The sequence below is a fragment of the Mycobacterium tuberculosis H37Rv genome, assembly GCF_000195955.2.
Classification (GTDB): domain Bacteria; phylum Actinomycetota; class Actinomycetes; order Mycobacteriales; family Mycobacteriaceae; genus Mycobacterium; species Mycobacterium tuberculosis.
On the sequence record NC_000962.3, the window covers coordinates 3909768 to 3923686 of the forward strand.

Consider the following 13919-nt stretch of genomic DNA (forward strand, 5'->3'; position numbering starts at 1 on the left):
CGCAGAATCGCCCATTTCGGCACGAAATTGGGCGATTCTGCGTCTGCTCGCGCCCTGGAAGCTGGTGCGGCTGCCCAAAGGCTGTGATACTCGATGGAGCGCGAAGGCCCGAAGGAGGGCATGTGAACATCCGTTGCGGACTGGCCGCTGGGGCCGTCATCTGCTCGGCCGTCGCACTGGGAATTGCGCTGCACTCCGGTGACCCGGCGCGTGCGCTCGGACCGCCGCCGGATGGCAGTTACTCCTTCAACCAGGCCGGAGTGTCCGGGGTGACGTGGACGATTACCGCGCTGTGCGATCAGCCGTCGGGAACCCGTAACATGAACGACTATTCTGACCCCATCGTTTGGGCGTTCAACTGCGCTCTCAACGTGGTGAGTACGACGCCCCAACAGATCACCCGTACGGACCGGCTGCAGAACTTCAGCGGCAGGGCTCGGATGAGTAGCATGCTGTGGACCTTCCAGGTGAATCAGGCAGACGGCGTGGCGTGTCCGGACGGCAGCACGGCACCGTCCAGCGAAACCTATGCGTTCAGCGACGAGACGCTGACCGGGACGCACACCACCGTGCATGGCGCCGTGTGTGGCCTGCAGCCAAAGTTGAGCAAACAACCGTTTTCACTGCAGCTCATCGGCCCGCCACCCAGCCCGGTCCAGCGTTATCCGTTGTACTGCAACAACATTGCGATGTGCTATTAAATCGGCGTGATGTAGGCGATCAGCCATTTGCCGTCAATCCGCTGGAAATCCACCCGCAGTCGGCTGCCGTCGTAGAGCGGCTGTCGCGTCTTGTCGGTCACGGTGCGGTTCAAATAGACCATCACCGATGCGCAATCGCGTTTGGCATCCATGACTCCCACACCGACGACATTGGCCTGGACCACCACTTCACGCTTCTTCGCCTCCGGGATGATCTGCGCATTGGCGCTCTTCTGGAACTCCTGGCGATAGTCCGGCGTCAGCAGCGGGTACACCGCGGTGAGGCTGCGCTCGACAGTTTGGTAGTCGTAACCGAAGACTTGTGGGATTTCCTGCATGGCCAGCTTCGGTAACAGTGCCCGCGCCGACGCTTCGCCCCCGGTCTGCACCCGGTCCCAGTAGAACCAGCCACCGGCCGCGGACAAACCCACGATGGTGGCGACCATCAGCGCGTAGGCGACGGAAATCAACCGTCTCATCAGTTGCCCCCGTCCGGGTACTTCAGGTCGTAGCCGGTCATCCGGCCGTTCTCGTCCTCATGCACGATGACCCGAAGACGATAGGGCATGGACGGCTTGTTGACGCCGTCGATATCGGCGACCGTCACCCGCACCGACACCAATACCGATGCGTTGTCGCTGATTTCGTCAATGCCCTCCAACGCGGCGCCGTTGACGACGGCCTCCGATGTCGCGTTGGTGGCCCGGAATAGACCCTTGAGGTTGTCCACGTTGTTGTTGGCGTTCAGCATGCCGCGTAGCGGCCCACTGGTGCCGTTGACGAACCGGTTCACGCTCTCGTCGATGGTGTCCGGCGTGTAGCTGAACATGTTGACCACGGTCTGGGTGGCGGCATCGACAAAACGCTGGTTGCGGGCTTGCCGGGCGTCCGCATCCCGGTTCTGCATAACCAGTGCGGTCACACCCCATGCCAGCGCGGCAATCGCCAATAGGCCTGCCGCCAGCGAAAGCCAGCCGACCAGGACGCGGTGTGCCGGCCGGCGTGGCGGCGGTTTGACCGGCCTCAGGGCGGGCTTGGCGGCTTTCGCCGGCTTCGATTCGGTCCGCGCCGCGGCCCTCACCGTCGCCGCACCCTGGGCGGGACGGCTCGACTCGCCTTCCGCCGGACCCGCGGGGCGGGACGCCTTACGACGAGCGCGCCGCGTCGTCGACTGCTGTCCGCCGGCTACACCGGTATCTGCGGCCACTACAGCTGCCTCGGATCGCGCATGAGATCCACCCAATTCTCGGCGCTGGATGCGCCCGTCATCCCGGGCGCGAAGATACCAGTGCCGCCGGCCGGGTCCGCGAAGGCTCCGCTGAGTTGGTCATAGATGGTGTAGGCCGGACCGCTGGCCTGCGGTTGGGGGCCAGGCGCCGGCCCGGGCGGAGGCCCGGTGCCTTCCGGTGGTGGCGGCGGCGGAATGGTCGCCGGGTATGGCACCTGGGGTGGCTCCGGCGGGTACCCGGGCGGCATCCATGACGTGAACGGTGGAGGCGGACCGTTGTCGTTGGGCGGCGGCGCAGGCTGCGCCGGCTGGTGCGGCGCCGGCCCGGGGCCGGCCACCTGGCCGGGTGGCGGCGGTCCGACGATGGGCACGCCCGGGTCGGGATCCGCGCCCGGCGGGATGTAAGGGAACTTGTTGGGCGGCAGAATGTTTCGCCCATCCGTCACCTCGGTGCCGTACGGGATCGGCGGACCGCGCCACGGGTTGGTTCCAACTGGCACATAGCCACGCGGATCCCGACATAACTGCACCGTCGGTGCCCGCTTACCGGGGAATTCCTGGCACGGGTAGTTGCGAGCGCCGCGCACCGTGCTCGGGTCGTTCTGCGCGGTCTTGCAGTACATGTCCCGGGGAATCTCGCGTACCGACTCGTCGGCCGGCGACCGGACCAGCGGCGGGGGCAAGAACCCGGTCATGCAGGGCGGCGGGTCGTGCAGGTCGATCTTGAAGTCCAGCTTGGCGCCCTCGTCCTGGGGTACGCCGCCCGCCGAGGTGATGATCGCGGCGAACAGCGCCGGGAAAACCACCAGGAGCTGTTCGATCGACTTGTGATAGATCACGCCCACCCGGCCCAGGTTGGCCAGACTGGCCGCCAGCGCGGGAAACGAAGGACGAATCCCGGAGAACGCGGTGTTGGCCTCGTCGATCGCATCCGGGGCGTCGGCCAACGTGTCGCGCAGCCGCGGGTCTGCCGCACGGAGCTGCCAGGTGAACCGCGCCAGCCCATCGGCGAGTGACTTGATGTCCCCGCCGGCGCGGATCTGGGCTTGCAGGAACGGGCCGGCCTGATCGATCAACTGCGAAACCTGTGGATAGTTGGCGTTGGCCTCATCCACCAGCAACCGGGCCGACTCGATCAGCCGGGCCAGTTCCGGACCGGCGCCATTGGTCGCGATGAACGCCTCGTGCAGCAGCTCCCGCAGCCGGGTGTCGCCAAGGCTGCCGAGCAGCGTCTCGGCCTGACGCAACAGGTCGGCGACGTCTTGCCCGATTCGGGTGTTCTGCCGCTGGATCCGGAAGCCGTTGCGCAACTTGGTCGACGACGGGTTCTCCGGCGGCACTAGGTCGATGTACTGCTCACCGATGGCCGAAACGCTGCGTACGGTGGCGGTGACGTTCGACGGAATGGCGGTGCCACTGTTCAGTCGCATGTGCGCGGTAACGCCATTGGGATTTAGCCCCACCGACTCCACCCGCCCGACCGCGACACCGCGGTAGGTGACGTTGGCGTTCTTGTACAGGCCACCGCCCGCGACGAAGTCGGCACTCACGCCGTAGGTTCCGATGCCGAACGTGGCGGGCAGACGCAGATAAAAGATCGCCATCACGCTCAGGGTGATGACGGTGATCACCGCAAAAATGGACAACTGGATCTTGGCGAGTCGGTCGATCATGTCCGGGCCCCTACTGTCCCGACGCCGTACCGGGTGGAATCTTAAATGGGTCGGCCGCTTGCCCGGACAGGTTGGCCAGTTCGCCAATCAGGAAGTCGGGCGGGTTGAGGATCTCGTCCATGTGCGCCATGTTCGGGTCGAAGTACGCCGTGGTGAAGAACGTCTCACCAATCCGGCGCAGGGTGAGGTCGAAGGTGGTGAACACGTTAAGATAGTCGCCGCGCACCGCCTGCTTGATACCGAAGTTGGGAAATGGGAACGTCAGCAACAGCTGCAGCGAGGTGACGAAATCCTTTCGGTCGTCGTTGAGGGCCTTGACGATCGAGTAGAGGTCTTTGAGGTCTTCACCGAAATCCACCTTGGTCTCGGCCAGCACGTGCGACGTGACCATCGTCAACCTTTTGAGCGCGGCGAACGCGTCGACGATGTGGTCCCGGTTCTGGTTGAGCACGCGAACCGCGTCGGGCAGCGTGTCCAGTGCTCGGCCCAGGTTGTCCTTGTCACGTGCCAGGATCGCGGAGACTCGGTTCAGCCCATCCAACGCATCGATGATGTCGTGAACCTGCCGGTTCAGGCCCGCCGTCAACTCCGCGAGCCTGGGGACCAGGTTGACGAACTGGGCCTGCCGACCCGCCACCGCCTGGTGGGTCTCGTCAATGATCTCTTCCAACGCACCGACGTTACCCTTGTTGACCACCACCCCCAGCGCCGAGAAAACCTCCTCGGTGGTGGGGAATCGGTCGGTGTTGGCCTCGGTGATTCTCGAGCCGTCAACCAACCTCCCGGTCGGCGGGCGGTCCGTCGGTGGCGCCAGCTCTACATGTAACGAACCCAGCAGCGAGGTCTGGGAGACCTTCGCCACGGCGTTGGCCGGCAGCAACACATTCTTGTCCAGGTCCAGCTTCACGGCGGCATAAAAGGATCCGTCGGGTCGTTGGACCGCGACAATGCCGGCCACGCTGCCGACGGTGACGTCATCGACCATGACCGGTGAGTTCTGCGGCAACGTCGCCACATCAGCCATTTCGACGGTGACCGAGTAGGCACCTTCACCGTGCCCGGCGGTGCCAGGCAGCGGCAGCGAGTTCAGCCCGCCAAACTGACAGCCGGCAAGCAGCGCGCTGCTGGCCGTCAATATGATGGCGCGCAACCAGATTCGGTTCATCCGCCGCCCCCATGCTCGCCCGGTCCTGCCCCCGGCGCCGGCGGGGCCGGTGCCGGACCGGGCGCCGGTGGGACGAGTAGGCTCTGCAGATCCGCGGGGTTGCCCACAGGCGCTCCTCCTCCCGCGGGTACCCAAGTCAATTCCGGAACCGGCGTCTCCGACTTGGCCTCGGTGGCCGGGGTGTCGTAGATGATCTGGCCCTTGTACGCCGTGATCGTGTTAAGCGGGTGGAACATGATCGGCGGGTAATTCACCGTGAGCCGGCGCAGCACCGGCCCCAGCCGCTCACGGCAGATCTCGGCGCGCCGGTAGTAGTCCGGCGCCGACGGGCCCGCGGCGGTATCGAAGGAACCGCCGCAGATGAACTGCACCGGGTTAGCGAAGTTGGGTATCGACAACAGACCGTTGAGGGTGCCTTGCGCAGGGTCATAGATGTTGTAGAAGTTGGTGATCCCCGGCCCAGCCACGTGCAGCACTTGCTCGATGTTCTCGCTCTGGTCACTCAACGTCTGCGCAAAGTCGTTGAGCTGATTCACCGTTTCGATCAGCGTCGAGTTGTTCTCGCGCAAGAACCCCCTGATGTCGGACAGCGCCTGGTTGAGCGTGCCCAGGGTCTGGTCCAGATTGGCCGAGCTGTCGGCGAGCACCTGCGACACCGATGCCACGTGGCCGGCGAACTGCACAATCTGCTCGTCGCTCTCCGATAGCGCGTCGACCAGTACCTGCAGGTTCTTGACGGTGCCGAAGATGTCGCCGCGCGAATCCCCCAGCCGCCCGGCGACCTGCGCAAGCTCGCGCAACGCGTTGTGTAACGAGTCTCCGTTGCCGTCAAGGGTGTCCGCGGCCTGGTTGATCGCCGCGCCCAGCGGCCCCTGCAGCTCGCCCGCCGCCGGACTCAGGTCGGCGGCCAACCGGGTGAGCCCCTCTTTCACCTCGTCCCATTCCACCGGCACCGCGGTGCGATCCAGATCGATCCGACCGTTGTCGGGCAGTACCGCCCCGCCGGTATACACCGGGGTGAGCTGAATGAAGCGCGCCGCCACCAAATTCGGCGACATGATCACGGCCTGCACGTCCACGGGCACCTTGACGTCCTTGGACACCGACATAGTGATCTTGACGTCGGACGACCGCGGCTCGATCATGTCGATCTCACCCACCGGGACGCCCAGGACGCGGACCTGGTCACCGGGATAGAGCCCGACAGCAGAGGTGAAGTAGCCCACGATGGTGCGCTTATTACCGGTGGACGAGAGCACGTACACGCCGCCCACCAGCGCGGCCACCAGCGCGATCACCGTGGCGTAGCGCAATCCCCGGCTCCCCGTCAACATGGCGACCCGGCCCATCACGGCGACTTCGGTCTGATGATCCAGCGCTCCTGGATAAACCCGCGCAAGTAATCGGCGAGGCTATCCGGCAGCTTGCCCGGCTGAAAGACCAGGTCGAACACGGTCGCCACCAGCGGCCCGGGCAGCACGCTGTAGACGTTGACATTGAATCCGGGTCCGGATCCGACCACCTCCCCCAGCGTGGTCGCGTACGTGGGCAGCCGCTTGAGGGCCTCGGTGATATAGTCGCGGCGCTCGTTGAGGTTGGCCAGCACCAGGTTGAGCTTGCTCAAAGCCGGGCCGAACTCCTTACGGTTGTCGGCGACAAAGCCGGAAATCTGCGCTGCAACATCGTCGATCCCAGAGATCAACGCGCTGAGCGCGGCCCGCCGGGCATCGAGCGCCGCAAACAACTGGTTGCCGTCCTCGACCAGCTTGTTGACCTGTTCGGCGCGTTCGGACAACACCGATGTCACCGACTTGGCGTGCGCCAGCAGGCCTTGCAGCGCTTCGTCGCGACGATTCAGGGCGCGCGACAGCGACGTCAGCCCGTCCACGGCACCACGCACCTGCGGGGTGGCGTCATGCAAGGCCTGGGTGAACACGTTCAAGGCCTGCTCGAACTGCGGCCTATTCAGGTCGTTGGCGTTGCGGCCCAGATCCTGCAGCACCCCGTTGAGCGTGTAGGGCGTGGTGGTCCGGCTCAACGGAATCGTGGTCGACTTGCCGGAGCCAGCCGGACTGACCGCGATGGAGCGCTCGCCGAGGATGGTGTCGGTGCGGATCGCGGCCAGGGACTGGTCGCCGACGACGATGCTGCGGTCCACGCTGAAGGTGACCTTTGCACTGTTTCCGGCCAGACTCACGGCCGACACCGCGCCCACCTTGAGGCCCGAGACATAAACCGAGTTACCGGGGGTGATCCCACCGGCGTCGGTGAAATACGCGTCGTAGGTTTTGCCCTGTGGCCAGAAAGGCAACCCGCTGTAGCCGAATGCGATCAGGACGACGCAGATCACCAGCACCAGGCCGAAGATGCCGGTGCGGAGCGGGTCGCGTTCGTGTTTGCTACTTGGCTTCCTATTTAGCAAAGGCGCACCTCCCCTTGCTGGGATCCGGCTGGCCGCCGATCGGCAGCAGGATGTCGCTGCCGGCCGGTCCGTTGATCTTGATCGTCACCGAGCAGAAGTAGATGTTGAAGAATGCTCCGTAACTGCCCAGCGCGGACAGGCGCAGGTAGTCCTCGCCGAGCTGCTCGATGTCGTTGTTGACCTCGGCCTTTCGGTTGTCCAGCTCGGTAGCCAGCGGCCGGGCGTTTTCCAGGATGCCTTGCAGCGGCCGGCGCGAATTCCGCAACAGTTCCGTAAGATCCGTCGTCGTCGACGCCAGCGGCGAAATGGCGCCCGCGATCGGATCCCGGTTCTTGGCCAGGCCGCTGACCAGCTGCTGCAGCTGGTCGACACTGGCCGAAAATTGCGCGCTCTTTGCATCGACGGTCGCCAGCACCGCGTTGAGGTTGGTGATTACCTCGCCGATCAGCTGGTCGCGTGCGCCCAGCGCCGCCGAGAAGGCACCGGTGTCGGCGAGCACGTTCGCCAACGGACCACCCTGGCCCTGCAGCAACTCGATGACCGCACTGGTGATGGTGTTGATCTTGTCAGCGTCAAAGCCTTTCAGCACCGGCCGTAGCCCACCCAGCAACGCATCGAGATCCAGTGCGGGCTGGGTGTGGGCCACGTTGATGGTGCCACCCGGCGGCAGCTTGCGCAGTTCACCCGGACCCGACGTGATCTCCAGGAACCGGTCGCCCACCAGGTTTTCGTACCGGATCACCGCACGCGTGGACGAGTACAGCGTGTAGCTGCGGTCGATCGCGAATGCCACGTCGATGCTGTGGTCTGGGTTGAGCTTGACCGCCTTCACTGAACCGACCGGCACACCGGCGATGCGAACCTTCTGGCCTGCCTTCAGCCGCGACGCGTCGGTGAAGGTGGCGTGGTAGACGGTTGTGGGACCAAACCGGAAGTCCCCGAAGACCACCACCAGACCGGCGGCCACCAGCAGCATGACCACCGCGAAGACGCTGACCTTGATCACCATCGACCGGTGCGAGGGAACGCCCGAGCCCGCCATCAGAAGTCGTCCCGTTCCGCGAACGCACCGTTGAACAGGAACTGCAGCGTCGACGGCGCGTCAACCTGTAACTCGGTGAACGGCTGGTATGGGATCAAAGCGTTGTCGGTGACCAGGAACGGCGCGCGGTAGAACGACCCGCCCGTCTGCTTGGTCGGGATATCGGGCAACCCTCGGCAGTTCGGACCGCCGGAGGCGTTGACGATCGGCAGGCTCTCCGGATAGGTGTACGACGGCGCACCCAACACGAAGCTCGACGAGGTGAACAGCCCAGCCTTACGGACACCGATTAGCGGGGCAAACTCCTTGACACCGCGCGCGATGCCCTTGAAAAGGCAGCCGAATACCGGGGAGTAGTCGGAGGTCACTTTGAGCGGGGCTCGGAGCCGGTTGATGGCGTCGATGAAATTCTGTTCGGCGGGCGCCAACGTCTCATAGGCGTTATTAGACAGACCGATGGTGGCTAGCAGCGTGTCGTTGAGGTTGTCCTTCTGGTCGACGATCGTCTTGTTGATCGTCGGCAGGTTATCGAACACGGTGTTCAGGTCCCCGGCGGCGTCAGCATAGACGTTGGCCACCACCGCCGCCTTGCGGAAATCCTCCTGAAGGGCGGGTAACTTTGGGTTCGCTTGGCGGGTCAGCGTGTTCAGTCCCGACAACAGCGCACCCAGGTCATCGCCGTGGCCGCGCAGGCCTTCGGACAGCGCGCTCAGCGTCGCGTTCGTTTCAAGCGGATCGATCTTGTGTAGCAGGTCGATGAGCGATTGGAACAACGTGTTGACCTCAAGCTGTACCTGAGACGCCGCCACGTGCGCATTCGGACTTAGCGGCTTGGGCGACGGCGTCTTTGGCGGAATGAATTCCACCGATTTGGCGCCGAAGATGGTGTTTCCGGCGATGCGCACCGTCGCGTTGGAGGGGATAAAACCCATCTCGCCGCTGTCGATGGCCAGCTTGAGCCGTGCTTGGTTGCCGCTGTAGCTGATATCCGTGACCTTGCCTACCTGGATGCCACGGTATTTGACCTTGGCGCCCTTCTCCATAACCAGGCCGGCCCTCGGCGACGATACCGTGACGGTGTCCGTAGACGTGAAAGCCGCCGTATACGAAAGATAAGTCAGCACTGCGGATCCCACCATCAGCCCGGCCAGCAGCGCCGCTGCCACCCTGACACTGGTGCGTCGAGATCCGCCGCCGGACATGTTTCCTTTCTGAAGGTTTTTACCCCGAGAGGTTGAAGTTACCGGACGCGCCGTAGACGGCGAGCGAGATGAACAAGGTGATGACAACAACCACGATCAGCGAGGTCCGTACGGCCTGCCCGACCGCGACCCCGACCCCAACCGACCCGCCGCTGGCGTTGTAGCCGTAGTAGGTATGCACCAGCATTACCGCGATCGACATAGCGATGGCTTGCATAAACGACCACAACAGGTCGGAGGGGATGAGGAAGGTGTTGAAGTAATGGTCATAAAGGCCCGCGGACTGCCCATTGACGAACACCGTGGTGAAACGAGCGGCGAAGAACGCGGCCAGCACCGACAACGAATACAACGGAATGATCGCCACCAGGCCGGCGATCAGCCGGGTTGACACCAAATAGGACACCGAGTGCACCGCCATGCATTCGACGGCGTCGATCTCCTCAGAGACCCGCATGGCACCCAGCTGCGCGGTGGCTCCGGCCCCGATGGTGGCCGCCAGCGCGATACCCGCGATCACCGGCGCGACAACGCGGACGTTCAAAAACGCCGACAGGAACCCGGTCAACGCCTCGATACCGATGTCGCCCAGCGACGAATACCCCTGCACGGCGATCACGCCACCGGACGCCAGGGTCAAAAAGGCCGCCACCCCGACCGTGCCGCCGATCATGACCAGCGCTCCGGCGCCCAGCGTCATCTCGGCGACCAGCCGGACCGTCTCCTTCCGGTAGCGGGTGATGGCGTTGGGCACATAGCGCATGGTTTCGCCGTAGAACAGCGCCTGCTCACCGAAGTTGTCGACCGGCCGCTGCAGCCGCGAAAAGAAACGGCGAAACCGGATAGTGACGTCGTAGCTCATCGCTTCATCACCATCGCTCGCTCACCGTCGTTTGTTACTGCGCCGAGATTCGCACACCTATAGCGGTCATGACTACGTTGATCACGAAAAGGCAGATGAACGCGTAGACGACGGTCTCGTTGACCGCATTGCCCACCCCCTTGGGCCCACCCTTGACCGTCAGACCGCGGTAACACCCGACCAGCCCGGCCATGACCCCGAACAGTAGCGCCTTGATCTCCGCCAGTATCAATTCGCGCAGTCCGGTGAGCACGGTCAGACCGTTGATAAACGCACCCGGGTTGACGCCCTGAAGAAAGACCGAGAACGCGTAGCCGCCGGACAGGCCAATGGCGCACACCAAGCCGTTGAGCAGCAGCGCAACCAATGTGGACGCCAACACCCTGGGGACCACGAGCCGTTGAATTGGGTCGATGCCCAGCACCCGCATCGCGTCGATTTCCTCACGGATGGTGCGAGCGCCCAGGTCGGCGCAGATCGCCGTGGCGCCAGCACCTGCCACCACCAGCACAGTCACGACCGGGCCCAGCTGGGTGATGGTGCCGAACGCCGTTCCGGCGCCGGACAAGTCGGCGGCCCCAATTTCACGCAACAGAATGTTGAGGGTGAACGCCACCAGGACCGTGAACGGAATGGACACCAGCAACGTCGGGACTAGCGAAACGCGGGCCACCATCCAGGTCTGGTCCAAAAACTCGCGGAACTGGAACGGCCGCCGGAAAGCGGCACGCGCGGTGTCCATCGACATTTCGAAGAACCCGCCGACGGCCCGGGCCGGAACCGCAAGTTGTTGGATCAACTGGGGTCCCCCCGTCTACTGCTCGCGGCGAAGTCTGTGAGTCTCCTGAACGCGCTTAGGGCCCGCACGTTGCACGGTGTGAGCCGGCCCATCCTAACCCAGAACGAGTTTGCGGTGTCAACGAACCGCACACCGGATCAACTGGGTCAATTTCGCTGGTTAAGCCCTATGTTGGCGTGGTGATTCGGACACCGATTCCAATAATCGGCCGCCTATATCCACGGGTCACTGACGCATCAGATCGGTCGCCGAAAAGCTCTGTTCCGGATCCCGACCAGCAAAGTAGTCCCGCAGCGTCGCGGTGAGCTCGGTGGGATCCCAGGACGTGCCGTCCGCGCTGAACCGGCGCTCCATGTGCGGCGGTGACACCAGCGTCACCTGCGGACCGTAGACGATGAACACCTGACCGTTGACTTCCGCGGCAGCCGGGGACGCCAGAAACTGGACCAGGCTTACCACATGCTGCGGCGACAGCGGGTCGATCTGGCCCGCTTCGACATCGGGTGCGGCGCCGAAGACATCGGCCGTCATCGCGGTGCGCGCCCGCGGACAAATCACATTGGCGCAAACGCCGTAGCGCCCGAGCGCCCGCGCCGCCGACAGGGTTAGCGCGGTGATGCCAGCCTTGGCGGCGGCGTAATTCGCCTGCCCCACCGGGCCCACCAGACCCGCCTCCGACGAGGTGTTGACGAGCCGGCCGAAGACCGATCCCCCTTCGGCATCCTTGGCTTTGTCCCGCCAGTAGGCAGCGGCGTTGCGGGTGAGCAGAAAATGGCCGCGCAGGTGCACCGCGATCACGGCGTCCCACTCCTCGTCGGACATGTTGAACAGCATCCGGTCGCGGGTGATGCCGGCATTGTTCACCACGATGTCCAGTCCGCCCAGCCCGACGGCGCTGGCGAGCAGTTCGTCGGCCGTCGCGCGCTGGCTGATATCACCGGCTACCGCGACGGCCTTAGCACCAGCATCGGCAGCGGCGGCGCCGATCTCGTCGACGACGTCGGAAGCATCCAGGGCGGAAGCAACATCGTTGACGACGACGGTGGCGCCCAACCGGGCCAGGCCGAGCGCTTCGGCCCGACCCAAACCCGCGGCCGCGCCGGTGACCACCGCCACCTTTCCGGACAGATCGGTCGTGTTCGTGGTACGCGGCGAGCGATTGGACTCAGTCAATTTCAATTTATGAATACCTCTAGTTCCGTCCTACTCACCACGCGACAACGCCGCACGCGGGCATTCCGCGATGGCCTGCTCGGCCAGATCCTCCTGATCAACCGGGATCGGATCGGTCTTGACCACGGCATAGTCCTCGTCGTCCAGGTCGAAGATATCCGGTGCGATTCCCAAGCACACCGCGTTGCCTTCACATCGGTCTCGGTCCACGATCACCCGCACGGCACCCTCCTTACCCTGACCATCCCCCCGGTCGCTGCTAGTTCCACCATAAGGCCCTGCTACATCCGAGGAAACGGTCGCTGGATTCAGAGACTAGAACGTGTTACAACCGGGAAGACGGCCGGGTTGCCGTTGGCGTTGGTTGTCGACAGCTAGTGGACGGCTGCTGACGGCCAGTGATAAAGACGCGATCATTCAATCGGAGGCAGCTGAGATGCGCATCAGTTACACCCCGCAGCAGGAGGAGCTGCGCCGCGAGCTGCGCTCGTACTTTGCCACGTTGATGACGCCGGAACGCCGGGAGGCGCTGAGCTCGGTCCAGGGTGAATACGGCGTCGGCAATGTCTACCGGGAGACGATCGCGCAAATGGGCCGCGACGGGTGGCTTGCGCTGGGCTGGCCCAAGGAATACGGCGGCCAGGGCCGCTCGGCGATGGACCAGCTGATCTTCACCGATGAAGCCGCCATCGCCGGTGCACCGGTGCCGTTCCTGACCATCAACAGCGTGGCGCCGACGATCATGGCCTACGGAACCGACGAGCAGAAGAGGTTTTTCCTGCCCCGGATCGCCGCCGGGGATCTGCACTTCTCGATCGGCTACTCCGAGCCCGGCGCCGGCACCGACCTGGCCAACCTGCGCACCACCGCGGTTCGCGACGGCGATGACTATGTGGTCAACGGCCAGAAGATGTGGACCAGCCTGATTCAGTACGCCGACTACGTCTGGTTAGCGGTACGCACCAACCCGGAGTCTTCTGGGGCCAAAAAACACCGTGGCATATCGGTGTTAATCGTGCCGACGACCGCTGAGGGCTTCTCCTGGACTCCAGTGCACACCATGGCCGGTCCGGACACCAGCGCCACCTACTACTCCGACGTGCGGGTACCGGTGGCCAACCGGGTCGGTGAGGAAAACGCCGGCTGGAAGCTGGTGACCAACCAGCTCAACCACGAGCGGGTCGCCCTGGTGTCGCCGGCACCGATTTTCGGATGCCTGCGCGAGGTCCGCGAATGGGCACAAAACACCAAGGACGCCGGCGGCACCAGGCTGATCGACTCGGAGTGGGTGCAGCTCAACCTGGCCCGGGTACACGCCAAGGCCGAAGTCCTCAAGCTGATCAACTGGGAGCTGGCTTCCTCGCAAAGTGGGCCGAAGGACGCTGGACCGTCACCGGCCGATGCGTCGGCGGCCAAGGTGTTCGGTACCGAGCTGGCCACCGAGGCCTACCGGCTGCTGATGGAGGTGTTGGGCACTGCGGCGACCCTGCGCCAGAATTCGCCAGGCGCGTTGCTGCGCGGCCGCGTCGAACGGATGCACCGGGCGTGCCTGATCCTGACGTTCGGCGGCGGCACCAACGAAGTCCAGCGCGACATCATCGGCATGGTCGCGCTGGGACTGCCGCGAGCCAACCGCTGAGCGGACCTGAGAG

General features: G+C 64.4%; 14 protein-coding genes. 2 read left to right on the plus strand and 12 right to left on the minus strand.

Going from position 1 to position 13919, the window contains the following annotated elements; genetic code table 11:
- The first annotated feature begins 122 nt into the window (after window positions 1–122).
- Window positions 123–701 (plus strand): hypothetical protein, encoded by a 579-nt coding sequence (locus Rv3491; protein ID NP_218008.1) that lies wholly within the window; start codon window positions 123–125, stop codon window positions 699–701.
- Here Rv3491 and Rv3492c read toward each other — a convergent pair.
- The 12 genes from Rv3492c to fdxD all read right to left on the minus strand — a co-directional run bounded on the left by Rv3492c (window position 698) and on the right by fdxD (window position 12489).
- Entirely contained in the window at window positions 698–1180 is a 483-nt protein-coding gene (locus Rv3492c; protein ID NP_218009.1) for an Mce associated protein, read from the minus strand. The genes Rv3491 and Rv3492c overlap by 4 nt on opposite strands.
- Window positions 1180–1908, minus strand: coding sequence for an Mce associated protein (locus tag Rv3493c; RefSeq protein NP_218010.1), 729 nt, complete (start codon window positions 1906–1908; stop codon window positions 1180–1182). The genes Rv3492c and Rv3493c overlap by 1 nt, the downstream gene beginning before the upstream one ends.
- Window positions 1908–3602, minus strand: coding sequence for an Mce family protein Mce4 (mce4F, locus tag Rv3494c; RefSeq protein NP_218011.1), 1695 nt, complete (start codon window positions 3600–3602; stop codon window positions 1908–1910). The genes Rv3493c and mce4F overlap by 1 nt, the downstream gene beginning before the upstream one ends.
- 10 nt (window positions 3603–3612) lie before the next feature.
- Complete coding sequence (gene lprN / locus Rv3495c) at window positions 3613–4767, minus strand: Mce family lipoprotein LprN (protein ID NP_218012.1); 1155 nt, start codon at window positions 4765–4767, stop codon at window positions 3613–3615.
- Window positions 4764–6119, minus strand: coding sequence for an Mce family protein Mce4D (mce4D, locus tag Rv3496c; RefSeq protein NP_218013.1), 1356 nt, complete (start codon window positions 6117–6119; stop codon window positions 4764–4766). Before mce4D ends, lprN begins: the two co-directional genes overlap by 4 nt.
- Window positions 6116–7189, minus strand: coding sequence for an Mce family protein Mce4C (gene mce4C, locus Rv3497c; protein NP_218014.1), 1074 nt, complete (start codon window positions 7187–7189; stop codon window positions 6116–6118). The genes mce4D and mce4C overlap by 4 nt, the downstream gene beginning before the upstream one ends.
- On the minus strand, window positions 7179–8231 hold the full coding sequence (gene mce4B / locus Rv3498c) for an Mce family protein Mce4B (RefSeq protein ID NP_218015.1): 1053 nt from the start codon (window positions 8229–8231) through the stop codon (window positions 7179–7181). The genes mce4C and mce4B overlap by 11 nt, the downstream gene beginning before the upstream one ends.
- Window positions 8231–9433 carry an Mce family protein Mce4A gene (mce4A, locus tag Rv3499c; protein ID YP_177977.1) on the minus strand — a complete coding sequence of 401 codons (1203 nt, stop codon included), beginning with the start codon at window positions 9431–9433 and terminating at the stop codon, window positions 8231–8233. Before mce4A ends, mce4B begins: the two co-directional genes overlap by 1 nt.
- A 19-nt stretch (window positions 9434–9452) precedes the next feature.
- Complete coding sequence (yrbE4B, locus tag Rv3500c) at window positions 9453–10295, minus strand: integral membrane protein (RefSeq protein NP_218017.1); 843 nt, start codon at window positions 10293–10295, stop codon at window positions 9453–9455.
- A 34-nt stretch (window positions 10296–10329) separates the two neighbouring features.
- Window positions 10330–11094, minus strand: a complete 765-nt coding sequence (gene yrbE4A, locus Rv3501c) for an integral membrane protein (protein ID NP_218018.1) — start codon at window positions 11092–11094, stop codon at window positions 10330–10332.
- Window positions 11095–11319: 225 nt separating this feature from the next.
- On the minus strand, window positions 11320–12273 hold the full coding sequence (locus Rv3502c) for a 3-oxoacyl-ACP reductase (protein ID NP_218019.1): 954 nt from the start codon (window positions 12271–12273) through the stop codon (window positions 11320–11322).
- A gap of 24 nt (window positions 12274–12297) precedes the next feature.
- Window positions 12298–12489 carry a ferredoxin FdxD gene (gene fdxD / locus Rv3503c; RefSeq protein NP_218020.1) on the minus strand — a complete coding sequence of 64 codons (192 nt, stop codon included), beginning with the start codon at window positions 12487–12489 and terminating at the stop codon, window positions 12298–12300.
- 214 nt (window positions 12490–12703) lie between these two features.
- On the opposite strand from fdxD, the gene fadE26 reads away from it, so the two are divergent.
- A complete protein-coding gene (gene fadE26 / locus Rv3504) occupies window positions 12704–13906 on the plus strand; it encodes an acyl-CoA dehydrogenase FadE26 (RefSeq protein ID NP_218021.1) in 1203 nt (400 codons plus the stop codon).
- Window positions 13907–13919 lie beyond the last annotated feature (13 nt).

Bases quoted from the DNA above. Each gene is read 5' to 3' on its own strand.
- Rv3492c (NP_218009.1), bottom strand. From the start codon at position 1,180: ATGAGACGGTTGATTTCCGTCGCCTACGCGCTGATGGTCGCCACCATC.
- mce4F (NP_218011.1), bottom strand. From the start codon at position 3,602: ATGATCGACCGACTCGCCAAGATCCAGTTGTCCATTTTTGCGGTGATC.
- lprN (NP_218012.1), bottom strand. From the start codon at position 4,767: ATGAACCGAATCTGGTTGCGCGCCATCATATTGACGGCCAGCAGCGCG.
- mce4B (NP_218015.1), bottom strand. From the start codon at position 8,231: ATGGCGGGCTCGGGCGTTCCCTCGCACCGGTCGATGGTGATCAAGGTC.
- mce4A (YP_177977.1), bottom strand. From the start codon at position 9,433: ATGTCCGGCGGCGGATCTCGACGCACCAGTGTCAGGGTGGCAGCGGCG.
- yrbE4B (NP_218017.1), bottom strand. From the start codon at position 10,295: ATGAGCTACGACGTCACTATCCGGTTTCGCCGTTTCTTTTCGCGGCTG.
- fadE26 (NP_218021.1), top strand. From the start codon at position 12,704: ATGCGCATCAGTTACACCCCGCAGCAGGAGGAGCTGCGCCGCGAGCTG.